Source organism: Winogradskyella sp. J14-2 (assembly GCF_001971725.1).
Taxonomy (GTDB): domain Bacteria; phylum Bacteroidota; class Bacteroidia; order Flavobacteriales; family Flavobacteriaceae; genus Winogradskyella.
The window spans coordinates 2,464,608-2,490,735 of record NZ_CP019388.1 but is presented as its reverse complement, the minus strand read 5'-3'; the positions used below and the strand labels follow the sequence as shown (position 1 = coordinate 2,490,735).

Sequence of the window (26,128 nt, the reverse complement as noted above, 5' to 3'; positions counted from 1 at the left end):
CACATTTAAAGCTAAGATTTAACTATATCGTAAAATCTCCACTAGATTGGTGATGGCTATCATTATAGCGCTCTATGCTTTTTTTTACAATATCTCGAGCTTCTTCAGCATTTCCCCAACCTCCTACGTCAACTTTTTTCTTTTCTAAGTCTTTATAAACTTGAAAAAAGTGAGTAATTTCATCCAATCGGTGTGGGTTAAGATCCCTTATATCTTCCTTTAAACTCCATATAGGATCTGATACAGGAACACAAACTACTTTTTCATCTGGTCCTTTTTCGTCTGCCATATGAAATACACCTATAGGCTTCACCTCCATTACACACATTGGAAACGTTGGCTCGTGGCCTAAAACCAGAACATCTAAAGGGTCGCCATCTAGAGCTAGTGTTTTTGGGACAAAACCGTAGTCGCCTGGATACATCATAGAAGAAAAGAGCATTCTATCGAAACGGATTTTCTTCAATTCGAAATCGTATTCATATTTATTACGGCTTCCTTTTGGAATCTCTATTAAAACATCGAAGGTTAATTGGTTATTTTTATCCATATGCAAAACTAAAGATGGCAAATATAGCCTAAGACTTATGTTTAACAAAACAACATGACTAAATTGTATTTAAAAATAAAAACCAAAACTACCGGTAATACCAAAGCGTCTGGCATCTGGATTATCTAAATAATTACCTCTAAAATTGAAGTCTATCCTTAAAATTTTGAAAATGTTGGCTACACCCACACTATATTCATAATACATACGCGTATTTGGTGCCACAAGTGGAAATTCCACAGGATTCCCTGTTGTGCTTAATGCAATATTTTCATCAGACAATTCTCCCCAAACACCTCGAAGCCCAACAATAGCTCTAAGGTTATACTTTTTTAAGAATGGTATACGTGAAAATAAACGACCATTAAAATTGTGTTCTAAATGAACAGAAGTATACGTATCTGTTACAAACTCATAAAAGTCGAGTTGAGAGAATGTATTATAAATTGAAAAATATGTCTGATTACCTGGCACAACACTTAGCAACCCTAAAGGCACTTCTCCGAAAGTTTTACCAGCTTCAATTGACGTTACCAAACGACCAAATCCGCCAACTTGCCATGGCTGTATGTAAGAGAATTGCACTTTGGTATAATCAAAATCACTGTCAAACCAATCTCGATCTCCACGTGTAATTTGTGCAAAAAGTCTGGCGAAATCATCATTTTTCTCCTTTCGCTCTACTCCAAAACCTGTCATTTCACGCTTAGGGAAATAGGATAATGCTAATCTACTTTCAAACTGTTTGATTTCTGATGAAATCCCTGTTGAGGATCCAGGATCATTATAATCTAAACTAAATGTTGGCGATGCTGAACTCAAGGTTCTAAAGCTTCCATCTAAACGAACTTCAAAATTCCGCGAGGGCTCAATTGAAAATCCTAAATTGGTTAAATTAATATTAGTTAATTTGTCATTAGCTCCAGCCGTAAAAACAGCACTAGAAGCTAAACTTCTACCTAAAACGTCGGTAGAACTCGTGAGACTTGCTCCTATCTGTTCAACATCTCTTCTGTTACCTCCAAAAATAGTGAGACGACTCCGTTTATCTAAAAGCCATTTACCTGAAATTCCGTATTTAAATTTATCGTCTCTAAAACCATAAGCCAAAAAACCTTCTAGCCTCCACAAATCGTTTGGACCAAAATAAGTTCTTCCACCAGTTCTGAGACGTAAACCTTCAACCTCATTAAACCCGAATGTTGAAAAAATTGGACCATAATCGAAATTAATACTTGGAAATTCTATATAGCCTGAGGCAAGTATACTTCCGAGATTATAGAGCCTTTTAAACTTCTTCACTGTCTTTAAAGTGTCTAACATTTTGTAAACACCTTTTTCGTCTTTGTTTAAGGCTTCTAGTCTATTCTTTTCCCAGAAATCATCTTCTCTGTTATAGACATCTTCGTCATAATTATAAACGACCTTATCATAGAATTTTTCATCCTTAGGTTGGTTAAACTTATAGTTGTCGTACAACGTAGTACGTTTACCGTAAACTCCTCGTGATTTTTCTTTCTTATTTAGGGCAAAGTCTGAAAGAAAATAATCGCGTTTTATTAGAAAAACCGAATCATTTAAAACTTCAAATTCTTGTTCTATATAAATTTCCTTTACCCAGTTAATGTTTGCACTTTTAGATGCTTGAAGATTAATTTCCTTTATGGCATAAGTAGAATCATTAACCCAAAAATCTCCTTTAAAAGTCAATTCATTTTTTCGTCTTGGGTAATAAATTATGTTGTAACACCATTTGTTGTCTATGTAAGCACTATCTGAAAGTACGTAATTATAAGTTTGAATCCCTGTGCGACTCAACGGACTTACAAAACTCTTATCAAAGAATTTTAAATAATTATCGTAGATATTATAATCTGAGTATAAGTCGTCGATAAAATCTATAATCACCTGATTGTTACTAAATCCAGAGTTTTTGTTTCCTACTAAGTCTTCTCGCTTTTCATTAATTACGTTATCTCCATATACTTTCTTTACTGATTCATTTAAAAATATGGGCAGATACGTTTTACCAGTTACAGAGGAGGTATCTACCTCTTCAAAAACAAACTCCATACCTTTAAAAAGTTTACTTTTTATAAGTGCACTATCTATGGTATTTAGGTCAAATTCAACCTTCTCGTATTGGTTATATTCGTATTGCTTAAATTGACTGAGTCCGTTTTGCCTTTTACGCTCCCAAATCTTTTTTAAAATACGTATCGCTGGATTTTCTGAAGCTTTCTTAGATTGCTTACCACTAACTATAACAACTTCTTTTAAAGACTCAGCCTCTTCCTTAAGCACAAATTTCAGGTTGTAATTTATCTTTTTTGGAAGTGGAAATTCTAAAACTTCATAACCAACAAACGACACCAGTAAAGCTTCCCATGTTTCGTCTGACTCTAGGTAAAACCTACCTTCTTCGTTTGTTATTGTTCCCTCTGTAGAGCCTTTAAAAACAACATTTGCAAAAGGGATTGGCTCGTTGTTAATATCGTAAACATAACCACTTACTTTTGTTTGTGAAAAAACAGAGGTTAAGGCAAAAGAAAAGAGGGCTAAAAATAGTTTTAACTTCATATTTAAAAAACAAACTTCACCAACAACCGTTCTAAAATTGTCTTTTTTGGTTGCTAATGAAGTTTATAAAACGTAGAAAACTACGATTTATTTATTTATACATTACTTTTTTCACGGCTTTTATTACATCGTCACTATTAGGCAACCACTCCTCTAAAAGCACTGGTGAATATGGTGCAGGTGTATCTGCGGTATTAATTTTTACAACTGGTGCATCTAGATAATCAAATGCTTCAGATTGTACTAAGTATGTAATTTCTGTAGCTACATTACCAAAAGGCCAAGCTTCTTCTAACACTACAAGACGATTTGTTTTCTTTACCGAGTCAACAATAGCTTTTCTATCCATAGGACGCACTGTACGCAAGTCGATAATCTCGCAAGAAATTCCTTCTTTCTCAAGCTCATCAGCGGCTTTATAGGCTTCTTTTATTATTTTACCAAAAGATACTATAGTTACATCCGTACCTTCTCTTTTAATATCCGCAACTCCTAATGGAATAGTGTATTCACCTTCTGGTACTTCTCCTTTATCGCCATACATCTGCTCACTTTCCATAAAGATTACAGGATCGTCATCTCTAATAGCAGATTTTAAAAGTCCCTTAGCATCATAAGGGTTCGAAGGCACTACTACTTTAAGACCTGGTGTGTTAGCAAACCAACTTTCAAAGGCTTGTGAGTGTGTTGCTGCTAGCTGACCTGCAGATGCCGTTGGCCCTCTAAACACAATCGGACATTTAAACTGCCCACCAGACATTTGTCTAATTTTTGCTGCGTTATTTATAATTTGATCAATACCAACTAAAGAGAAGTTAAACGTCATATACTCTACAATTGGACGATTGCCAGTCATTGTAGAACCTATGGCTATACCTGCAAAACCAAGCTCTGCAATTGGTGTATCTATAACACGCTTAGGTCCAAACTCATCTAACATGCCTTTTGATGCTTTGTAGGCACCATTATATTCTGCAACTTCTTCACCCATAAGGTAAATGCTCTCATCTCTGCGCATTTCTTCGCTCATGGCCTCAGCTATAGCTTCTCTAAATTGAATTGTCTTCATTCTTCTGTTTTTAACGAAGAACAAAAATAGGAATAAATGAAAAACTAAATAAGTCAAATTTCTTTAAAATTTATTATGCGTGCATAGCAAATATTCGAAATAAAATTTTTACCTTCGTATCCACGATTTTTTTGGTGTTTTATTAACAGTTAACGAAATCGTTTGAGTAGAATTTTATAAAAATTAATGTAATCTTAAATAATATATAAGTATGAAGATTTTAGTATGTATTAGCCATGTACCTGATACAACTTCCAAAATTAATTTTACAGATGGAGATACAAAGTTTGATACTAATGGTGTTCAGTTTGTAATTAATCCTAATGATGAGTTTGGTTTAACCAGAGCAATGTGGTTTAAAGAAAAACAAGGTGCTAGCGTGGACGTTGTTAATGTAGGTGGTACCGAAACAGAGCCTACATTAAGAAAGGCCTTAGCTATAGGTGCAGATACAGCTATTAGGGTTAACACCGAAGCCACAGACGGATTTGCTGTTGCAAAACAATTAGCAAAAGTTGTTAAAGATGGTGGTTATGATTTAGTAATAGCAGGAAGAGAATCTATTGATTATAATGGCGGAATGGTTCCTGGTATGCTTGCTGCAATGACAGATGCTAACTTTGTTACTAATTGTATAGGATTAGAAATTGATGGCACAAACGCCAAGGCAGTAAGAGAAATTGATGGTGGTAAAGAAACTGTGAGTACATCATTTCCGCTAGTTGTTGCAGGACAGAAAGGTATTGTAGAAGAAAGTGATCTTCGCATACCTAATATGAGAGGTATTATGATGGCTCGTAAAAAGCCATTAAATGTAGTTGAACCAGTAGATGCTACTTCAGAAACTTCGACAGCAAGTTTTGAAAAACCAGCACCTAAGGGAGCAGTTAAATTAGTAGATGCAGATAATATTGATGAGTTAGTTAATTTACTTCATAACGAAGCTAAAGTCATTTAACAACAAAATCCAAATCTCAAACTCTAAATTCCGAAAAACTTAAAATTGGAATTTGCTGTTTGAAATTTTAAAATTTAAAACATTATGTCAGTTTTAGTATATACAGAGTCAGAAAACGGAAAATTTAAAAAAGCAGCTTTAGAAGTCGTATCATACGCAAAAGCTGTTGCAGACCAAATGGGCACAACAGTGACTGCTGTTGCCATTAATGCAGATGATAACGAGAGTTTAGGAGCTTACGGAGCTTCTAAAGTATTATCTGTAAAAGACGATAGCTTAAATAACTTTAACGCAAAAAAACACGCTGCTGTAATAGAGCAAGCTGCCAAAAACGAAAGTGCAAAAGTTGTTGTTTTAAGTTCTAGTGCAGATAGTAAATATTTAGCGCCTTTGCTAGCTGTTGGTTTAGATGCAGGCTATGTTTCTAATGTGGTTGAGGCTCCATCGAGCACTTCACCTTTTACAGTGAAACGCACAGCTTTTACTAATAAAGCTTTTGCTAATACAGAAATAAACACAGACGTTAAAATTGTTGGTTTATCTAACAATTCTTTTGGAATCGTTGAAGCTAGCGGAAGCGCTTCTGTTGAGGATTTCTCACCATCTATACCAGACTCTGGTGTTAAAGTAGAATCTGTTGATAAAGCAACAGATAAAGTAAGTATTGCTGATGCAGAGGTTGTTGTGTCTGGTGGTAGAGGATTAAAAGGCCCAGAAAATTGGGGAATGATAGAAGAGTTAGCGGATGTCTTAGGTGCTGCTACAGCATGCTCTAAACCTGTATCTGATCTTGGTTGGAGGCCTCACGGTGAACACGTAGGACAAACAGGTAAACCCGTGGCTTCAAATTTATACATCGCAATTGGGATCTCTGGTGCAATTCAGCATTTAGCAGGTATTAATGCTTCTAAAGTTAAAGTTGTTGTAAACACAGATCCTGAAGCTCCATTCTTTAAAGCTGCTGATTATGGTGTTGTTGGTGATGCTTTTGAAGTTGTACCAGCTTTAATCGAAAAACTAAAAGCTTTTAAAGCACAAAACGCATAATTTTAGTACCTTGTAATATTAAAGGACTGTTTAAATTTCGATTTTCTTAATAGCTTTACGTTTTATCGAAAGTATCGAGAAAAATATCCAATTCTGCATTTTGCAGTTGGTAAAGTCCAAATTTAAACAGTTCTTTGTGTTTTAAAATTCATGAGTTTAGTTCGTTTAAATATAAAAGGTATTTCCTACAGCCAAACGCAAAATGGCGCATATGCCTTAATCCTTAATGAAGTTGATGGAGACCGAAAGCTTCCAATCGTAATTGGTGCTTTTGAAGCGCAATCTATTGCTATAGCACTAGAAAAAGAGATTCGTCCACCAAGACCATTAACTCATGATTTATTCAAAAATTTTGCCGACAGATTTGATATTGTGGTAAAGCAAGTGATTATTCACAAGTTAGTTGATGGTGTCTTTTACTCTAGCCTTATTTGTGAGCGCGACAAAATTGAAGAAATCATAGATGCCAGAACAAGCGATGCTATTGCCTTAGCTTTACGATTTCAGGCGCCAATATTCACATACAAAAATATCTTAGACAAAGCAGGCATCTACCTTAAAGTTAGTCCTAAGAAAGAGGATGAAGAACAGGATAGTATACTTGTAGATGATCTCATTGCTGAAGAAATTGAAAGTGCAGTTGCCGAACAAGAAGGTTATAAGGATAAATCCTTAGAAGAATTAAATAGTCTTTTAGAGGAAGCTGTAAATAACGAAGACTACGAAAAAGCAGCAAAAATAAGAGACGAAATTTCTAAGCGTTAACTAACACCCTCTTTTATGAATCATTTTTTTAAAGCTCTTTTTGCTATTTTTATTGGATTTTCCGCAATTACAGCACAAGAGCTAGAAAAAACATGGCAATTTACAGCGATTGAAAATTTAAAAACAGGAAAATCCTTGGTCGTTTCTGATGCTGATATATTAAAACTTAAAGAAGGAGATTTTGATTATAAATTACTAAGTAGAGACAGTCTTAAAGCTTCTGGTCATTATACATTTCAGAATAATCTTTTAGTTTTTTATTATAACACACCTAAAGATACCATTAGAAAGTATAAAGTTCGTGAGTTTACAGACTCAACACTTGTTTTTTCAGAAAAATCAACAATATATAGTTTTACATCCGTAGAAACTAAAGGTATCGCTGTTACTTCTACCTTAATAGACAAAAGTGCCACAAACACTATAAAGCCAAGTCTGGGTTTTTCTTTTAATAGTTTATGGAGAGGGATTTTGGGTATGTTTACCCTTATTACGATAGCTTTTCTCTTTAGTAGTAACCGCAAAGCTATAAACTGGAAAACTGTGGGTATTGGTTTAGCATTTCAGCTAGTTATAGCTATAGGAGTTCTTAAAGTTGAGTTTGTAAAAACTGCTTTTGAGTGGGTTGGTGATGGTTTTATTAAACTGTTAACGTTTACCCAGGCAGGAAGTGAGTTTATTTTTGGCGGAATGATGGATGTTAATTCTTTTGGGTTCATTTTTGCTTTCCAAGTATTACCGACCATCCTTTTCTTTTCAGCACTAACATCGGTATTATTTTATTTGGGCGTTATTCAAAAAATTGTTAGAGCCTTTGGGTGGTTATTAACTAAATTACTAAATATTTCTGGCGCCGAGAGCCTGAGTGTTGCTGGTAATATTTTTTTGGGACAAACTGAAGCTCCGCTTTTAATTAAAGCCTACCTAGAAAAAATGAATAAGTCTGAAATCTTATTGGTAATGATTGGTGGTATGGCAACTGTTGCAGGTGCTGTACTTGCAGCATATATTGGTTTTTTAGGTGGTGACGATATTGAATTGCAGCGTTTTTATGCTAAGCACCTATTAGCAGCCTCAGTTATGGCCGCACCTGGCGCTATTGTTATTTCAAAAATACTATTTCCTCAAACAGAATCAATCAACACTGATGTTTCAGTATCAGAAGAAAAGATCGGTGCAAATTTATTAGATGCCATTGCCAACGGAACTACAGAAGGATTGCGGTTGGCAGTAAATGTTGGCGCTATGTTATTAGTATTTGTTGCCTTTATTGCTATGATAAATGGTGTTTTAGGTGGTGTTGCAAGTTTTGATGGTATTAGAATTGAATCTTTAAATATAAATTGGCATTTTACTTCATTAAATGAAGTTATTGCTGCCAATACTGCTTACGATGGCTTATCATTAGAATTTATTTTAGGAACCATCTTCGCACCTCTCATGTGGTTGATAGGCGTAGCAAAGGAGGATATGATGATGATGGGGCAACTTTTAGGCATCAAACTTGCCGCAAGCGAATTTGTTGGCTATATACAGTTAGCTGATTTAAAAAATGTCGCCAACACCACACATCTTAATTACGAAAAGTCTATTATAATGGCCACTTATATGCTTTGTGGATTTGCCAATTTCGCATCAATAGGTATACAAATCGGAGGAATTGGTTCACTTGCGCCAGGACAAAGAAAACAATTATCTAAATTCGGGATGAAAGCATTGATTGGTGGTACAATTGCTTCACTAATTTCTGCGACTATTGCAGGAATGATTATAGGGTAAAAAACCAATTCTTGCGTGTTACATTGAGCTTGTCGAAGTGAAAGCTGGAATATCGATTATTTACAGTTAATAACTTTTTATATTATACAAGGCTTCAAATCAATGGTTTTGAAGCTTTTTTTTATTTTCGTTTTTGCATTATGCTATTTGCATTTCGCTTAAAAATAAAGTTTAATTAAATGAGATTCCTGCTTTCGCAGGAAGTATGCATGAAACAATATCACGACTTAGTAAAGCACGTATTAGAAAACGGAAACGAAAAAGGAGATAGAACAGGCACAGGTACCAAAAGTGTATTTGGCTACCAAATGCGTTTTGACCTGAACGAAGGCTTTCCTATGGTAACTACCAAAAAACTACACCTTAAGTCTATTATATACGAGTTACTTTGGTTTCTTAAAGGAGATACTAACATTAACTACTTAACCGAAAATGGTGTTAGAATCTGGAACGAATGGGCAGACGAAAATGGAGATTTAGGCCCTGTTTATGGTCACCAATGGCGTAATTGGGCGAGTGAAGAAATAGATCAAATTAAGGAAGTCATAGAAACGCTTAAGAACAATCCTAACAGTAGAAGAATGTTGGTTTCTGCTTGGAACCCTTCTGTATTACCAGACACTTCTAAGTCTTTCTCAGAGAATGTAGCTAATGGTAAAGCCGCTTTACCTCCTTGCCATGCATTTTTTCAATTTTATGTTGCGGATGGTAAATTATCATGTCAGCTCTATCAACGCAGCGCAGATATCTTTTTAGGTGTTCCTTTCAACATTGCTTCTTATGCATTATTTACTCTGATGATGGCACAAGCTTGTGGTTACCAGCCAGGTGAATTTATCCATACTTTTGGAGATGCACACATATACAACAACCATTTAGAACAATTAGAATTACAGCTCTCTAGAGACATAAGACCTCTACCGAAAATGATTCTCAATCCAGAGGTAAATGATATTTTCGATTTTAAATTTGAAGATTTCACGCTTGTCGATTATAACCCACACCCACATATTAAAGGTGTTGTTGCTGTATAAATATTAACATGAAGTATATTAAGCTATTTATTTTTCTGTTTATCTCAATAAATTTTTGTAGCGCTCAAAAGCCTCAACCAAATCTTTTTAAAAGATCATTTGTTGCTTACAAGGGCTGTGAAGACTCTAAAGATTTAGAGCATTGCTATGAGATTTCTTTTCATGAGTTTTTAGCGAAACACATTAACAGAAAATTATTAAAGGATTCCATCTTCCTAGAAGCTAAAAAGGACACCGTAACCGTTAGCGCCAATATACTATATGACGAACAAGGGAAGGTTGTTAAACATTATTCTAGGATTTCGAACCCAGCAAGCAACAGAGTTGAAGGTTTAAGGTATTTATTAGACAGTATCCCTGTTGTTAAACCTGTATTAGACAGATATAACAATGGTGTAGCCCAAAGCGCAAGAAATTTATTTGGTTTTTATCTAGACAAAGCTAAAGACACTATTGTTCCTATTTTAGGTTACACACCAGACGAGGTGCCTTTTGATATCATAGAGAAAGTTCCGATTTATAAGGGATGTGATGAAAGCTTGAGCAATGAGGATTTAAAAAAATGTATGAGCGATAAAGTAAGAGCCGTTATATCAAAAAACTTTAAAGTTAAACTAGCAAAAAAGTATAGGTTAGATCCTGGTATTCAACGCATCTATGTCGTCTTTAAAATCGATAAAAAAGGACGAGTAAAAGATATACAAGCCAGAGGTCCACATCCTGGTATAGAAAAAGAAGCCATAAGAGTTATTGGGAAAATACCAAAATTAACAAAACCAGGTTATCAAAGAGGTGAGCCTGTAGTGGTACCCTTTTCAATTCCAATAGTTTTTGCTGTACCTGATTAATATCATAAAAAGGAGTTTCTTGTAGAAAGAAACACCTTTTTAATACATTAATTTATAAAGGAATATTACAAATTCAACACACCATTTTCGGCACCTGCATAGTCATTCCATGCATATGCGTCTGCTTGCTCATCATTAACGTATTTACCGTCAACAACGTATCTAAACTCATAAGAGTTATCACTCTCTAAATCTACAGTACCCTTAAATGTACCGTTCTTTAATTTCTTTAATTCTGTAGCTTCAGTATTCCACTCGTTAAAGCTTCCAACAACTGCTACACTTTTTGCCTCCTCTGCAGGAACAGAAAATGTTACCTTACAAACTGGCTTACTTTTTAAATACTGCTTTTTAATTGCCATAATTATAGTTTTAAATAATGCTTCAAAAATATAAAAGAAAAAACCAGAGGGAACGGTTTAACTCACTTTAAATGAAAGAATTATCAATTTAATAAAATAGCCTTTACTTTTTGATAAACTCTATAATTATTTATGGCAAAATCTGTAATATCAATAATAAAAAAAACACTGCTTATTACCTGATAATCAACGATATCGTTTGCGAACACGGCATAAATAAATTCCATAGTGATTGCGATATCGTTTTAGTGAAAAAGAAGTATCTTTATCGGATAATTTTAGACTTATGTTTGGAAAGAAAAAACAAGTTTCAACAATAGATAAAGACCAATTAGAACTCATTGAATACGCACAAAAACGCATAAGACAAAAGAAGCGTTTATACATTCATTTTGTTGTATTTCTTATTGGTGCCGTTTTCTTAATTCTGGCAAATACCGTTCTTGGTATTGGTAACGATTTTACTATAGCTGGTATTAATTGGTTTGTATATGCCATACTTATTTGGTTGTTCTTATTTGTATATCACTTTATTAATGTTTTTATCACCAATAAGTTTATGGGCAAGGATTGGGAAAAACAACAATTAGATAAGCTAGTAAGCCAACAGCAAAACCGCATTGATAAGTTAAAAGAGGGCTTTTTAAAAGAAGAGCGTAAAATTGCGCAATCACAAGCCTATAATGAAACGCATCCAGATACTAAATCTGAAGAAAAAAAAAACTCCAATGAGTTAACCATCATTGTAGCTGCTGGTGAAGATAATGCTATTGGAAAAGACAACGACCTAATTTGGCACCTTAGTAATGATCTAAAACGATTTAAAAAACTCACATCAGGTCACCATATTATTATGGGACGCAAAACTTTTGAAAGTTTCCCAAAACCGTTGCCGAACCGTACACACATTGTTATTACTAGGCAAAACAACTACAAAGCACCAGAAGGAGTTATTATTGTAAATAATCTTGAAGATGCTCTTGACGCAGCAAGAAAAGACAATCAACCCTTTATTATTGGTGGAGGTGAAATCTATAAACAATCCATAAACATAGCTGATAAACTAGAACTAACTCGTGTACACGCAACGTTTGAAGGTGCAGACACTTATTTCCCAGAAGTAGATTCAAAAATTTGGAAAGAGATTAACAGAGAAACTCATGAAGCTGATGAAGACCATAACTATGCATTTTCTTTTATTACTTATGAGAGAAGATAAATATTCATATTTTTGCAGCACTAAAAATTAGTCACATGAATGCATATGTATTTCCAGGTCAAGGTGCTCAGTTTTCAGGGATGGGCTTAGACCTCTATGAAAACTCACCTTTAGCGCAAGAATTTTTTGAAAAAGCCAATCATATACTCGGTTTTTCTATTACAGATATTATGTTTGAAGGTTCTGCTGAAGATCTAAAACAAACCAAAGTTACACAACCTGCCATATTTTTACACTCAGTAATTTTAGCAAAAACTTTAGGAGATAACTTTAAACCAGATATGGTCGCAGGTCACTCACTTGGTGAGTTTTCTGCATTAGTAGCTGCTGGAGCTTTAACTTTTGAGGATGGCTTAAAATTGGTATCTCAACGTGCCCAAGCGATGCAAAAAGCATGTGAATTACAACCAAGTACAATGGCCGCTGTTTTAGGTTTAGATGATGATGTGGTTGAGAAAATATGTGCAATGACAGAAGGTGTTGTTGTAGCTGCTAATTATAATTGTCCTGGTCAATTAGTTATTTCTGGTGAAGTTGAAGCTGTAAACAAAGCTTGTGAAGCTCTTAAAGAAGAAGGTGCAAGACGTGCATTGGTATTGCCTGTTGGTGGCGCATTCCATTCTCCCATGATGGAACCTGCTCGTGAAGAATTAGCTGCAGCTATAGAAAACACAACTTTTAGTAAACCAAATTGCCCAATTTATCAAAATGTAACGGCTTCTGCTATTACTGATGAGAATGAAATAAAAGCCAATCTAATTTCTCAGCTAACTGCACCTGTACGTTGGACACAATCTGTACAACAAATGATAGCAGATGGTGCTACACACTTTACAGAAGTTGGTCCTGGTAAAGTTTTACAAGGATTAGTAAAGAAAATTAACAGAGAAGCAATAACATCTTCCGCTACTTTTGAAACTAACGCTTAATATTTTCTGTTTTGAATAGAACCATTTTTATTGTTCTTCTGATAGTTTTTAATATTGCTATAGATCAAATCTCAAAGGTCTATGTAAGGGCAAACATTGAACTTAGGGAAGTCATAGAATTAATTGGTGATAAATTTATCCTTACCAATGTATACAACAAGGGTGCTTTTCTTGGTATGGGTAGTGATATGAACCCTACTTTGAGAGTGATTTTTTTATTAATATTACCAACTATAGTTTTAGGATATGTTATATACTACATTATTAAAACAAAGGAATTAGATCGCTTAAGCCTTATTGCCTTCTGTTGTATTGTTGGTGGTGGTATAGCCAATGTTTTTGATCGCATTGTATTTGGTAAAGTCACAGATTTCTTTTTTATAGACTTAGGTGGTATTTTTAAAACAGGGATTTTTAATGTAGCAGACATCTCCGTTACCACAGGTATGATTATACTATTATACAGTGGACTTTTTAAAAAAGAAAAAAAAACAGTGTAGATTTATACTAACGTGCTAACTGACAATCTTCGCAGTCTTTAACCTCTCCGTAATAAGTTTCGCGGTATTTATGAAGAGTTTTGTAAGGAATGCTTAAGAATTGTTTTTTTATGTAAGTGACTTTTGTAGATAGCACTCCCATCTTTTTTGAAAATCTCCCTTCTTGCTTTGTTTCTCTCTTAATACTTATCAATTTCATTGTAAATCAATTATCATTAAATACAAAACAACAAAGACTTAGAAGCAATCCCAAGAAATAAATGTTAAATCCTAGTTAAGCCTTTTTCTGATTATCATATTGAAAATCAGACACTAAAAAACTTATTATATTCTTAATGGATGTGCTACTTCATTAAGAGTTTTATAATCCGAAAATATTATAATTTACCTAGTTTTTATAAATAATGCCTTCTTTCATTACAAAAACCACATTTTCCATTGTAGAGATGTTTTTTGTAGGATCATCGTTAACTGCAATAATATCTGCTAAAAACCCTTCTTTTATTTGGCCAAGCTGTTCTTCCTTTTTAAGAATCATTGCATTGGTAATTGTAGCGCTTTGTATAGTTTCCATTGCTGGCATTCCTGCTTCAACCATATAACCAAATTCCTTTCCGTTTTCTCCATGATAAAAAACTGCCGCATCCGTTCCAAAAGCAATACCAACACCAGCTTTATAAGCTCTGCCAAACATATCTTGAATCTTTGGACCTATATCTAAGGCTTTTGGAACTACAACTTCTGGATAGTAGCCTGATATTTTAGCTTTATCAGATACAAATTTACCTGCTGTAATGGTTGGCACTAAGTAAACATCATGCTTTTTCATAAGCTCCATGGTTTCAGAGCTCATAAGAGTACCGTGCTCTATAGTTTTTACACCACCCAAAATGGCACGTTGCATACCTTCATCACCATGAGCATGGGCTGCCACATGGAATCCGTAATCTTTAGCTGTTTCACAAATAGCCTTAATTTCTTCAACAGTAAATTGTGGATTCTGACCGCTTTTTGCAACACTTAGCACACCTCCTGTTGCTGTTATTTTTATAAGATCTGCACCATTTTTATAACGCTGCCTTACTGCTTTTTTGGCATCGTCCACTCCATTCACTACTCCTTCTTTAGGACCAGGATTACCCATTAAATCTCTACTTGCGCCATTTGTAGGATCTGCATGACCACCAGTAGTAGCCAGAGCTTTTTCTGCTGTAAAAATTCTCGGTCCTTTTACTTTTCCTGCGTTTATTGCATTTCTTAAAGACACATTAACACCTGTACCGCCTAAATCTCTGACAGTTGTAAATCCATTCATTAGAGTAACTTCTGCATACTTTACAGAATTAAAAGCAAGATCAGCATCATTTAATGTATAATCTTCAAGATATGATTTAGGGTTGGTTTCACTTTCAATATGCACATGCATATCTATTAGACCAGGCATTACGGTTTTAGATTTTAAATCCACAAGAGTGTCTTCAGTGTTTTCTAGATTTAGATAACCCTTATTAACCGAAACAATTTTATTCCCTGAAACTATAATTGTTTGCTCAGTAAGCACTTTACCAGACTCAGTATCTATTAATTTTCCACAATGCAGATAAGTGTTTTGCGCTGTTAAAACAATTGCAAATAAAAATGTTAAAATACTGAGTCGCGTTTTCATAGTTGTTGGTTTTAGGTATTTCTTATTTTCTGTTCCCACTTCCAAGCTGAGGCCACAGCATCATCTAAAGTGAGCTCTGTTTTCCAACCTAAAACATCATTAGCCTTTGTTGTGTCTGCATAAGCAGCAATAACGTCACCTTCTCGCCTACCCACAATTTGATACTTTAAGCTTTTACCTGAAACCCTGTCAAAAGAATGAATAACTTCTAATACTGAGCTTCCTTTTCCAGTCCCTAAATTAAAGACTTCGTAATTTGAAAGATTTTTTTCTTCCAGCAATCGCTCTAATGCAACAACATGGGCTTTAGCTAAGTCGACAACATGAATGTAATCTCTTATACATGTACCATCTGGTGTTTCATAATCGCCACCAAAAACTGATAATTGCTCGCGCATACCAATACCTGTTTGCGTTATATATGGCACTAAATTTTGTGGCACACCAATTGGTAATTCTCCAATCTCTGCAGATGGATGCGCACCTATGGGATTAAAATATCTTAAAGCTATACTATTTAGTTTATCATTTATTTTACACGTATCTCTGATGATTTCTTCGCCAATTTGTTTTGTGTTACCATAAGGAGATTCTGCAGGTTTTATTGGCGCATTTTCAGTAATAGGTAGTTCATCCGCCTGACCGTAAACAGTACATGATGAACTAAAAATAAAGTTTTGCTTATCTAATTTTGAAACTTCTTGCAACATATAAACAAGTGTCCCAATATTATTTTCGTAATACATTAAGGGCTCTTTTACACTCTCACCAACAGCTTTATTAGCTGCAAAATGAATAACTCCAGCAATATCACTATGGGTTTTAAAAAATTGAGTAACATCTGGCTTAACTCTGAGGTCTAGCTCTTCAAAATGCGGCTTTACACCAGTAATTGCAGTGATACCATCTAATACATCAATAGAAGAATTGCTGAGGTTATCAATGATAACCACTTCAAAACCTTCGTTTTGTAGTTCTACAACTGTGTGCGAACCAATAAAACCTAAGCCACCTGTTACAAGTATTTTCATTTTTTAGTTTTCGTTTATAAAGTTTAAAATTGTAGACGTTATAAAATCAATCTGTTCATCATCTAATTCTGTATGCATTGGTAAAGAAATTACTGATTTAACGAGCTGATTTGTTACTTCAAAATCTTCTTCTTTATAACGCTCATCTTTGTACGCTTTCTGGAGGTGAAGCGGAATTGGATAATACACACCACAAGGTATATTATGCTGTTGTAAATGTGCAACTAAAGCATCTCTATCTACATCTTTTAGATTTAATGTATATTGATGAAATACATGGCAATCGCAAGTATCACAGATACCATCACAGGTTGTTCTACCTGATGGTGTGGTAATGCTTGGATGATCTTTAAATGCTTCAGTGTACTTTCTTGCAGCATTTCGTCTTGCTTGGTTATAACTATCTAAGTGTGGCAATTTTGCATCCAAAACTGCTGCTTGTATAGAATCTAATCTAGAATTTACACCAACAACGTCGTGGTGATATCTTTTATACATACCATGATTTACGATACCTCTTATAATATGAGCCAAATCATCGTCGTTTGTAAAAATAGCACCACCATCTCCGTAACACCCCAAATTTTTAGAAGGGAAAAATGAAGTCGATGCAACATCACCGATGGCTCCCGTTTTCGTTTTAGTACCATCCTTGTGGGTGTAGGACGCACCAATACCTTGCGCATTGTCTTCTATAACATATAGATTATGTTTTTTTGCTAAATCCATAATGGGATCCATATCTGCAGCTAAACCAAATAAGTGTACTGGTACAATAGCCTTGGTTTTTGGAGTAATAGCTTTCTCAATAGCAGCTACATCTATATTAAAAGTTATAGGATCTACATCTACTAAAACAGGGGTTAACTGTAATAAGGCAATCACCTCTACCGTAGCCGCAAACGTAAAATCTGCGGTTATTACCTCATCACCTGGCTTAAGACCTAGACCCATCATTGCAATTTGTAGTGCATCTGTACCGTTGGCACATGGTATAACATGTTTTACACCCAAATAGTTTTCTAAGTTCTCTTGAAATTGATGAACCTTTGGCCCATTTATAAATGCTGCACTTTCTAAAATTTCTTGAATTGAAGGATCTACAACGTTTTTTATTTTTGCATATTGACTCTGAAGGTCAACCATTTGTATTTTTCTCATTCCGTGAAGGATTATAATAAATTCTGAAATGCATTTTTAACAATGCTATAGGCGAAAATACAAAATTGTAACCGCTAAGCCAATGCAATTAATTGAAAGAAATGTATTTTAGCACAAATCTAAATTATTGAGACTACTCTATTCAACAGGAATTTATTTTGCAGGTTTAGTCATAAAACTTCTTGCCCTATTTAACTCTAAACTAAAGCAAGGCGTTGATGGCAGAAAAGAAACTTTTAAAAACTTAAAATCTTCTATAACCGAAAATGATAAGACATTTTGGTTTCACTGTGCTTCTCTTGGTGAATACGAGCAAGGTCTGCCTGTTTTTGAACAATTAGTAAAAAACCATCCAGACTTTAAGGTAGTACTTTCCTTTTTTTCACCTTCTGGCTATGAAGTAAGAAAGAATTCAAAAATTGCTGATGTTGTTGTCTACTTACCCTTAGATACTAATTCCAATGCTAAGCGTTTCTTAGATATCGTAAATCCAGACTATACCATTTTTGTAAAATATGAGATATGGCCAAATTTTTTGCTAGAGTTAAAAAAGAGAAAACATAAAGCAATACTTATTTCGGCTGTTTTTAGAGAATCTCAAAGTTTTTTTAAATGGTATGGTAGCTATACAAAATCTGCTTTATTTGCATTTAATCATATTTTTACTCAAAATGAAGCTTCAAAACGACTTCTAGAGCGTATTAACTACAATAATGTCTCCGTCTCTGGAGATACACGTTTTGATAGAGTCACTAATCAACTAAAAGCTGATAATTCTATAGATTTTATAGAAAACTTTAAAGACAATAACCTCTGTATTGTCTTTGGAAGTACTTGGCCAGAGGATGATAAACTTTATATAGATTACATAAACAGTCTAGAGTTTAACAACCTAAAAATTATTATTGCACCACATAACATTAAGGCCAGTTATATCACTTCTCTTAAAAAACAAATTAAAGTTAAATTGATTTGCTTTTCTGAAATAGAAAACAATAAGCTTTCTGAGTATAATGTATTTATCCTAGATACAATAGGCTACTTAAGCAGAGTATACAGTTATGCTGACATAGCTTATGTAGGCGGAGCTGCAGGATCTACAGGACTACACAATGTACTAGAACCTGCAGTATTTGGCATACCAATTATTATTGGTAAAAATTATGACAAATTTCCTGAAGCAAAGGCATTAATTAAACTTGGTGGTGTTACACCTGTATCAACATCGTCAGAGTTTAGCTCCGCAATAAAACACCTCACTTCGGACACATCTTTAAGAGCTAAGCAAGGCTTAATAAATAAAAAATATATAGAAAAAAATAAAGGATCAGTCATCCAAATATTAGAATTGATACGTATATAATAAGGTTGCGCTATTAATAAATATTGGAATTTTGTTAAAATTTCATTTAAATTATTAACTTAGTGCATTAACAACAATTAACACTAAAACTATTAAAATGAAAAAAGTTGTATTAAGTTTAGCCCTAGTTGCATTTTTAGGCTTATCGTTAAACTCTTGTAGAGAAACAAAAGAAAAAACTGAAGAGGCTGTAGAAAATGCTGCAGATGCTGCAGGTGATGCCATGGATGACGCCGCAGACGCTGCAGGAGATGCGGTTAATGACGTAAAAGATGCTGCCGAGGACGCTGCAGACGATGCAAGTGACGCTATGGATGAAGCTAAAGATGCTGCCAGCAATGCTGTAGATAGCGTTAAAGAAAGTGCAGAAGACATGGCTGATGATGCTAAAGATGCTGCTAATAATGCGGTTGACAAAGTAAAAGAAGCTGGTAAGGACGCAGCCGATAAGATAAAAGGAAACTAGACCACCTTTTTACATTCTAAAACTAACATAAAGCCTGATATTCCATCAGGCTTTTGTTGTCTTATCTGGTTGATCCGCCCAGCTTGAGCTTGCTCGGTACTATTATAGTTTGTAGTTCGTGGTTTTCTGATTGTAAATTATCAATGAGTAATTTAACACACATTTCACCAATTTCATAAGCCTTTTGATGTACTATAGAAATCTTTGGACTAGACAATAATTGGGTATGTTCGTAGCCAAAACCAATAACGGATAAATCTTCAGGAACTGCTTTTCCTGTTTTTTTTGCCATATTAATGGCAATAATACCTGTTATGTGGTCAATTGATACAATAGCATCAGTATTAGGATTTTCTTTTAAGTAATTATATATATGTTTTTCTACATCATCAACTTTACTAAGTTTTAAAATGTTAGGCGTTAAATCGGCGTCCTCCATGGCTTTTTGATAACCCTTAATTCTCAACTTACCTACACTTAATTCTTCAATATTACTTACCAATACAACATGCTTTCTATTTTCTTTTTGTATTAAATACTCGGTAGCTTCATGTACAGATTTAAAATCATCGACTATAACTTTATCGCACACTATTTCGTTGACAACTCTATCAAACATTAATATTGGTATTCTATTACTTATAACGGTGTTAATGTGCTCTACTTCTTCTTCTACTTGACTCTCTCTAGCCACAGCAATTATAAACCCGTCTACACTTCCATTAGATAATAATTCTAAGCTGCGTTGTTCTTTTTTTAAAGACTCGTCCGAAAGACATACAATGATATCATAGTTATTTTTTGTAGCACTTGTTTCTATACCGTGTAAGACCTCAGCAAAAAATGGATTTGTCACTGTCGGTAAAATGACACCTATAGTTTTTGTTTTGTTTGTTTTTAACTGTTGTGCAATGCGATTAGGCTTATAATTAAGCTTAACTGCCAGCTCATTAACACGTCTTTTAGTATTTTCGCTAATTTCATGGCTATCATTCAGTGCTTTTGAAACTGTGGACACCGAAATATTTAAGAGCTTTGCTAATTCTTTTAAGGTAGTCATTAGATTGTATTCTTTTATTAAAGAAAAAGAGTGTATTGTAAAAATACACTCTTTCTTCTTTTTATTAATTAGAATCGTTATTAATTTTTGATCAACTTTACTGTATTAGAACCAGTATTGGTCGTAATGGTTGCAAAGTAGACCCCTTTATTAAGGTTTGTTGCATCAATAGAACTCACTGCTTCATTTGGATTTACAGTTAATACTTCTTTTCCTAAGATATCATGTATCTGAACTTGAGTAACAACACTATTTGAAACCACAGTCCAATTATCATCTGTAGGATTTGGATATACTTTGAATTCAATATTCGCAAATTCCTCATTTCCTAAAGTATTTGTAGTACTAAAGAAGATATTATCGATAAATACTGTTCCATTACCAGTTACCAACGTTTGGATAAGGTCTGTACCATCCCATGTTCCGTTTACTAATCCTGGGAAATTTGCATAATGTGATAATGGAATGAATACGCTTACCCATTGTCCTGTCTGTAAAGGTTCATCAACTCCAAATCTGTAGAATGGTTCTTCTGGGTTACCACAGCAAATCGTAGCACTTAAAGACTGATCTACCAATGAGAAATTCCAAGCTGTAGATGAGGTTGCGTAATAATTTAAATGAACAAAGCTGTACGTTCCGGTTGCATTAAAAGCTTCCCCAAAACCACTTCCAAAGAAATCGATATTATCAGCTCTAATTACAGTATCGCCATTTAAGTCTGGTTGTGATATTGTTACACTACCAGCAAAATCCACTAAATTAAAGTTAGTGAAATCGGATGAATTTGGGTTTCCACTTAATTCGCTGTAAATATAAAAATCTGTTCCAGATGAACCATTGTTGTTTGGACCATCAGTTGGATCTGGGGCTGGACAAGCGGGACAATCAGGACCACCACAGTCTACACCTGTTTCCATTCCGTTTTGGATGCCATCAGTACATGACGGAGGGCAAGCAGGACAATCAGGACCGCCACAATCGACACCAGTCTCCTGACCATTTTGAACACCGTCTGTACATGTAGGTGCTGGTGCTCCTACTTGTACAATATCATCTATGTACCATAAACCACCATTGCCTGTGCCAACTGTAGAGCAGCTGGCTCCTTCACATGATGGATCGTAATTTGGCTGAATTACCAACACCGGATACTGCTCCATACCTGTTAAACCTGGCTGTGTAGAAAAGTCAAAAGTAACTTCAACCCATGTCATTGCAGTATTAATTACGATATCTCTATTGTAAGTAGGCTCCATATTTAATCCATTTTGGATTTGAAATCTAATACTTTGACCCGCAATTGGCGCCCATACTTTCATTGTGAATGCAGTACCATTTGCTAAGTTAATTAATGGCAAACCAGGTGTTTCAAACCCAAATCCTGCAAACCAATCTGCAGTGTCTGGTTTATTAACTTCTAATACTCGTGTTGAGGTATTTATTCCAGATTGGTCGGGATTTACAACATTTCCAAATCCTAAATTACCAAATTGAAATTGCGGCGCAGTTGTGCCATCTTCAAAATCTATAGGTAAGGATTGACCGAATGCCAAAATTGTACCTAATAGAAAGATTAAAAAAGTAATTTTTTTCATAATTGTTATTTATTATAGTTATTTATTCATTTAAAGCAATTATTAAAACATTAAATTGCTTATTTCATAAAATTATTGTTTTAATACTGAATATTCCTAAATACCACCTTTACAAAAAACATACAACGAAATCGATTTAGTAAATAATTAATTATCATCTTATAGATACTGTAAACATTGTGGTTAATAAACATTTAAAACCCTTATTAGTCAATGCAGAGACCTATATTGTAGTGGTAATGTTGTGTTCTGTTTTGTTATATTTATGTTTTGTAAGGTACTTAGCAGTACTTAAGATTTTCATTTTTGTCCCAAATACCCCAAAAGGCTCCAACATCTCCTTCACCACCGACTTTCCAAGATTCATCAAAAGATGAGAAATAGAAGATTTCAATCCCTTCTTCTTTAGACCATTTTTGTGTGTTGATGAAATACTTAATTGCATTTTCTTCTGATGGAAATGCACCTTGCAGGTTTGTACCTTCGCTAGGCCATCCTGTCTCCGTTATTATAACTTTTTTACCGTTTCCTGCTCTCAGCGCTTTTTGGTACATATCTTTCATGTACAGTAAAGAGTAATCTAAATCACAGCCTTCCCAAAACGGATAGCAATTTGCAAGAATAATATCACATGCCTCGGTGATAGCTGGTCTTTCCTGAAACTCGTAATAGGCATCTACGTAACCTATAGGGATTTCTGTGTTTTTCAAAGCATTCTTAACATGGTGAATTTTATTTAATAATTCCTCTTCTGTTAAATCTCCTCTATACATTACCTCATTACCAACGGCTGCAATATCAACTACTCCTTCTTTACTTAACTTTATTAATCCTTCTATTTCGTTTTTATTTATCTCGGCATCATCACCAAGCCATGCGCCAACCAAAGTCTTCATTCCCATCTCTTTTGCTATTTTAGGAATAAGCTCATTACCTTCTGTACACGAAAACGATCGTATCCACTTAGTGTATGGTGTCATTATTTCTAAACGGCGACGTATTTGGCTTTCTGTTAATTGATCTCCAGGCTCCTGACCTTCTTCATAAGGACTAGAGCACAAACCATGCATACCAGATTTTAGAGTTTTTCTAAACAACTTTCTTAAGTCTTCAATTGACATTCCTTCATAATCAATAGATGCCAACGCTAAAAATTTCTCTTTTCTTAAAGACATGTTCTTCTTTCTTGTAAGTTTTTATAATTCGCCTCTACGCTCAACAAGCTCAGCTTTAATTTCTCTTGCTCTTTCTTCTGATAGGCTATATTTCCACATTACCCAGATTGCCAGAGCAGCAGTAATTACAGGAAGTGCAATATCTGTAATACGCATTCCCATGATTGCGCTTGCGGTTTGAGTACTAGCTTCTGAATCGTATCCCAAACCCTTAAGGATAAAACCTGATGTTACTAAAGCTATACCTTGCCCAACTTTAATCATCCACCAGTAGATAGCTCCAAAAGTACCTTCTTTACGAGGCATTCCATTCTCTAGTTCATCAAGGTCGCAGACATCTGCAGTCATCGACATCATTAATGTAAATAAGCATCCCATACCAAAGGCCATTAAAGGGATTGGTAAGAAAATCATGTAAACATTGTCTGGATCAAATCCCCACCATTTTAAAGTATAACCAATTATCGAAATAGCTGTTGCATAAATAAAAGCATTCTTTTTGCCCCATTTGTTTGCCATCCAATTAATAATCGGAATGGCAATAAAAGCCGTAAACGCAGCTGTAACTGCCGGAAATAAGGTCATCCAAAGGCCAGCCTCACCAAAATCTCCATTGAATAAGTAAAACGCAATTATAAATAATCCGAATTCAGCAACTATCTGATAACCATTAAAAACCAAGAATGTAGCAACACATAATTTAACAAATGGCTTATTCTTAAGAACTAATTTTATTCCTTGAAAGATTTTTCCCATACTATTGAGTACACTTTTGAATGTGATATCTTCTCTACCTTCCATATTACTAGAGTCTATTCCTCTACAGAAAAAAGCAGGGAGTACACCTAACAGAATTATAATTGCTCCAGCAATTAAAGCTATGGTTCTTACCGCAGCAGGAGTGTCACTAAATAAATCTTTATTAGGAAGTAATAAGTAAAGAAATGGAACAAGCATCCATGCTAGCTGTCCTATTGTATTAGCAAAACTCATAAGGCGCGTTCTTTCCTTGTAGTCTGATGTCATTTCGTAACCCAAGGCAATTAATGGAGTAGAGAAAATTGTATTTCCAAAAATTAACAGGATTGAAAAAATCAACAAATACCAAAAATTGAACATTTCTGTATTATTTTCATTAACCTGCCACAATATGGCAAAGACAATTCCTGTAAATATTGCGCCTATAAAAATATAAGGTCTGCGTCTTCCGTATTTAGAACTCGTGTTGTCGGAGACATAACCCATAACTGGATCTGTAATTGCATCAAACAACCTAGGTATTCCTACAATTAAACCTGCTAAAGCAGGATCCATACCAAAAGCTTCTGTTTTTAGTATAAAAACAAATACACCTAAAAGCCCTGGTATTAAATTATTAATTAAATGACCAGCACCAAAAGCTGCTTTTTGCCCTAATGGCACTTTATTTCTAGGTGCTGTTTTAACTTCTGCCATAATATTATGCGTTTGTTAATTATTCTACATTACTATAGTTTGAATAGCCTGTCGGTTTATATATATAGTAGTCCTTTTGCCATTGAGCCATAGGTGAAATTTCTTAGCTTCATTATTTTCATTAAATACTACAAGAATTACGGAGCCATCAGGATTTTCTACTGCTGTGGCCATAATGTCATTATCCGTTTTATCTATACCTAAAACCTTAGCTTCTGGCCTTATATACTTGCTGAAGTGCGTCATTATGTAATACAATGGCGTAAAGTATACCTCATCATTTACCTCATCTACAATTACTGGAGCAATACACCAGTTTTTAAACCAATTTGGGCCACCTTGCTTGTTTAGAACCATATTCCAATCTACCCAACCATCTACCCAATTGTTTAGACAACCTATAATATCTCTTGCATAGCGATTTGCTGGTGCATATTTAGGGTGTAAATACTTATCTTTTTCAGATGCCCATTTCCAGCCCCAATCAGTCGCTTCTTTTTTCCAATACCAAGCATCGTCTTTCCAAACAGGCACTTCATCATCTATACAACCTTCGGTTTCTATAAGATATTTATCTGGTGCTTTATTGTGGGCATATTGAAGATCTTCTGGAAAGACCTCATAAGTACTTTCATACCAGTGAATTGCTGTTCCGTCATAATATTTTGAAGACGCTTCGGTTGCATACATTACATCTACCCATTCTTTTATTCCTGCTCTATTCTGATCGTAACCTAAAATGATTTTATCACCATAACCATCAGCTTCTAATTTTGGGCCTAAATGATGCTGAACAAAATCAGTCATTTCTTCTGGTGTAAAGTGCATACTTTCCCAATTGTTGCCGTTGCCATGAGGTTCATTTTCTACAGTAAAACCCCAAAGCTCTATACCTTGGTCTTTATAGGCTTCTATATATTTTGAAAAGAACAGTGCCCAACTTGGGTAATACTCTGGCAATAACTTACCACCTACCCAATCTTTGTTGTCTTTCATCCATGGTGGTGCTGTCCATGGTGAAGCAAACAATTTAAACCCATCTTTAGAAATCGCTTGAGCATCTTTAATCATTGGGATTAAATCATCCATATCTTCCTTAACAGAGAAGTCTTTTAACTCTTTATCTTCAGTTGGTGTGTAAGAATAATGGCCTAATGAAAAATCACAAGAGTTCATATGTGTTCTACATAATGAATAGTTTGCGCCTTCTTGACTGAAATAAGCTTTTAAAATAAGATCTCTATTTTTTGGACTCAATTTATTGAGCAAATATGCTGACGACTCTGTAAATGCTCCTCCAAATCCTGTAATAGTTTGAAATCTTTGATCTGGCAGAATTCTTATTACATGCATTGCATCAACTTCCTCATCTACAGCCAAAGGCTCAACTTTAGTTAATTGGTTTCCACTTGCTGAAGTTTCCAAAACCTCAACTTTTAACTCTTCTGGTTGGGTATTACAACTCATAGCTGCTATTAAAAGACAATAAACACTAATTCTTAACGCTTTCATG

24 protein-coding genes are annotated in these 26,128 nt (G+C 34.7%); 11 read left to right on the top strand and 13 right to left on the bottom strand.

What is annotated here, in order from left to right; all coding sequences use genetic code 11:
* Positions 1-22: 22 nt before the first annotated feature.
* The 3 genes from BWZ20_RS11170 to BWZ20_RS11160 form a co-directional block, all read right to left on the bottom strand.
* The gene (locus tag BWZ20_RS11170; RefSeq protein ID WP_076620034.1) at positions 23-550 is read right to left on the bottom strand and encodes an inorganic diphosphatase; all 528 of its coding nucleotides are present in this window, start codon (positions 548-550) and stop codon (positions 23-25) included.
* Positions 551-619: 69 nt separating this feature from the next.
* On the bottom strand, positions 620-3,130 hold the full coding sequence (locus BWZ20_RS11165) for a DUF5686 and carboxypeptidase-like regulatory domain-containing protein (protein WP_076620031.1): 2,511 nt from the start codon (positions 3,128-3,130) through the stop codon (positions 620-622).
* Positions 3,131-3,221: 91 nt separating this feature from the next.
* A complete protein-coding gene (locus tag BWZ20_RS11160) occupies positions 3,222-4,199 on the bottom strand; it encodes a pyruvate dehydrogenase complex E1 component subunit beta (RefSeq protein ID WP_076620029.1) in 978 nt (325 codons plus the stop codon).
* A gap of 211 nt (positions 4,200-4,410) precedes the next feature.
* On the opposite strand from BWZ20_RS11160, the gene BWZ20_RS11155 reads away from it, so the two are divergent.
* The 6 genes from BWZ20_RS11155 to BWZ20_RS11130 all read left to right on the top strand — a co-directional run bounded on the left by BWZ20_RS11155 (position 4,411) and on the right by BWZ20_RS11130 (position 10,630).
* On the top strand, positions 4,411-5,157 hold the full coding sequence (locus BWZ20_RS11155; RefSeq protein ID WP_076620027.1) for an electron transfer flavoprotein subunit beta/FixA family protein: 747 nt from the start codon (positions 4,411-4,413) through the stop codon (positions 5,155-5,157).
* 84 nt (positions 5,158-5,241) lie between these two features.
* Positions 5,242-6,204, top strand: a complete 963-nt coding sequence (locus BWZ20_RS11150) for an electron transfer flavoprotein subunit alpha/FixB family protein (protein WP_076620025.1) — start codon at positions 5,242-5,244, stop codon at positions 6,202-6,204.
* Positions 6,205-6,354: 150 nt separating this feature from the next.
* Entirely contained in the window at positions 6,355-6,969 is a 615-nt protein-coding gene (locus BWZ20_RS11145; protein WP_076620023.1) for a bifunctional nuclease family protein, read from the top strand.
* Positions 6,970-6,984: 15 nt separating this feature from the next.
* Positions 6,985-8,748, top strand: a complete 1,764-nt coding sequence (locus BWZ20_RS11140; RefSeq protein ID WP_076620022.1) for a NupC/NupG family nucleoside CNT transporter — start codon at positions 6,985-6,987, stop codon at positions 8,746-8,748.
* 209 nt (positions 8,749-8,957) lie between these two features.
* Complete coding sequence (locus BWZ20_RS11135; RefSeq protein ID WP_076620020.1) at positions 8,958-9,782, top strand: thymidylate synthase; 825 nt, start codon at positions 8,958-8,960, stop codon at positions 9,780-9,782.
* Between the two features lie 8 nt (positions 9,783-9,790).
* Positions 9,791-10,630 carry an energy transducer TonB gene (locus BWZ20_RS11130; RefSeq protein WP_076620018.1) on the top strand — a complete coding sequence of 280 codons (840 nt, stop codon included), beginning with the start codon at positions 9,791-9,793 and terminating at the stop codon, positions 10,628-10,630.
* 65 nt (positions 10,631-10,695) lie between these two features.
* Here BWZ20_RS11130 and BWZ20_RS11125 read toward each other — a convergent pair whose 3' ends face one another.
* Positions 10,696-10,992: an isoamylase early set domain-containing protein gene (locus BWZ20_RS11125; RefSeq protein WP_076620016.1), complete on the bottom strand. Its 297-nt coding sequence runs from the start codon at positions 10,990-10,992 to the stop codon at positions 10,696-10,698.
* A gap of 286 nt (positions 10,993-11,278) precedes the next feature.
* On the opposite strand from BWZ20_RS11125, the gene BWZ20_RS11120 reads away from it, so the two are divergent.
* The 3 genes from BWZ20_RS11120 to lspA are packed head-to-tail and all read left to right on the top strand — an operon-like array spanning position 11,279 to position 13,640.
* Complete coding sequence (locus BWZ20_RS11120; RefSeq protein WP_076620014.1) at positions 11,279-12,211, top strand: dihydrofolate reductase; 933 nt, start codon at positions 11,279-11,281, stop codon at positions 12,209-12,211.
* Between the two features lie 35 nt (positions 12,212-12,246).
* Complete coding sequence (gene fabD, locus BWZ20_RS11115) at positions 12,247-13,140, top strand: ACP S-malonyltransferase (protein WP_076620012.1); 894 nt, start codon at positions 12,247-12,249, stop codon at positions 13,138-13,140.
* A gap of 11 nt (positions 13,141-13,151) precedes the next feature.
* The gene (lspA, locus tag BWZ20_RS11110; protein ID WP_076620010.1) at positions 13,152-13,640 is read left to right on the top strand and encodes a signal peptidase II; all 489 of its coding nucleotides are present in this window, start codon (positions 13,152-13,154) and stop codon (positions 13,638-13,640) included.
* A gap of 7 nt (positions 13,641-13,647) precedes the next feature.
* Here the strand turns inward: lspA and BWZ20_RS11105 are convergent, their stop codons facing one another.
* The 4 genes from BWZ20_RS11105 to BWZ20_RS11090 all read right to left on the bottom strand — a co-directional run bounded on the left by BWZ20_RS11105 (position 13,648) and on the right by BWZ20_RS11090 (position 17,498).
* Positions 13,648-13,839: a hypothetical protein gene (locus BWZ20_RS11105; protein ID WP_076620009.1), complete on the bottom strand. Its 192-nt coding sequence runs from the start codon at positions 13,837-13,839 to the stop codon at positions 13,648-13,650.
* Between the two features lie 189 nt (positions 13,840-14,028).
* Complete coding sequence (locus BWZ20_RS11100) at positions 14,029-15,306, bottom strand: metal-dependent hydrolase family protein (protein WP_076621344.1); 1,278 nt, start codon at positions 15,304-15,306, stop codon at positions 14,029-14,031.
* Between the two features lie 11 nt (positions 15,307-15,317).
* Positions 15,318-16,337: a UDP-glucose 4-epimerase GalE gene (galE, locus tag BWZ20_RS11095; RefSeq protein ID WP_076620007.1), complete on the bottom strand. Its 1,020-nt coding sequence runs from the start codon at positions 16,335-16,337 to the stop codon at positions 15,318-15,320.
* 3 nt (positions 16,338-16,340) lie between these two features.
* Entirely contained in the window at positions 16,341-17,498 is a 1,158-nt protein-coding gene (locus BWZ20_RS11090) for a DegT/DnrJ/EryC1/StrS family aminotransferase (protein ID WP_076620005.1), read from the bottom strand.
* A gap of 127 nt (positions 17,499-17,625) precedes the next feature.
* Here BWZ20_RS11090 and BWZ20_RS11085 point away from each other — a divergent pair, with 127 nt between their 5' ends.
* On the top strand, positions 17,626-18,861 hold the full coding sequence (locus BWZ20_RS11085) for a 3-deoxy-D-manno-octulosonic acid transferase (protein ID WP_076620004.1): 1,236 nt from the start codon (positions 17,626-17,628) through the stop codon (positions 18,859-18,861).
* 97 nt (positions 18,862-18,958) lie between these two features.
* A complete protein-coding gene (locus tag BWZ20_RS11080; RefSeq protein WP_076620002.1) occupies positions 18,959-19,327 on the top strand; it encodes a hypothetical protein in 369 nt (122 codons plus the stop codon).
* 61 nt (positions 19,328-19,388) lie between these two features.
* Here BWZ20_RS11080 and BWZ20_RS11075 read toward each other — a convergent pair whose 3' ends face one another.
* The 5 genes from BWZ20_RS11075 to BWZ20_RS11055 all read right to left on the bottom strand — a co-directional run bounded on the left by BWZ20_RS11075 (position 19,389) and on the right by BWZ20_RS11055 (position 26,127).
* A complete protein-coding gene (locus BWZ20_RS11075) occupies positions 19,389-20,387 on the bottom strand; it encodes a LacI family DNA-binding transcriptional regulator (RefSeq protein ID WP_076619999.1) in 999 nt (332 codons plus the stop codon).
* An 80-nt stretch (positions 20,388-20,467) separates the two neighbouring features.
* The gene (locus BWZ20_RS11070; protein WP_076619996.1) at positions 20,468-21,985 is read right to left on the bottom strand and encodes a T9SS type A sorting domain-containing protein; all 1,518 of its coding nucleotides are present in this window, start codon (positions 21,983-21,985) and stop codon (positions 20,468-20,470) included.
* 281 nt (positions 21,986-22,266) lie between these two features.
* Positions 22,267-23,160, bottom strand: coding sequence for a glycosyl hydrolase family 17 protein (locus BWZ20_RS11065; protein WP_076619994.1), 894 nt, complete (start codon positions 23,158-23,160; stop codon positions 22,267-22,269).
* Positions 23,161-23,181: 21 nt separating this feature from the next.
* Complete coding sequence (locus BWZ20_RS11060) at positions 23,182-24,615, bottom strand: MFS transporter (protein ID WP_076619992.1); 1,434 nt, start codon at positions 24,613-24,615, stop codon at positions 23,182-23,184.
* A gap of 24 nt (positions 24,616-24,639) precedes the next feature.
* The gene (locus BWZ20_RS11055) at positions 24,640-26,127 is read right to left on the bottom strand and encodes a glycoside hydrolase family 30 protein (protein ID WP_076619990.1); all 1,488 of its coding nucleotides are present in this window, start codon (positions 26,125-26,127) and stop codon (positions 24,640-24,642) included.
* Position 26,128: the final 1 nt, after the last annotated feature.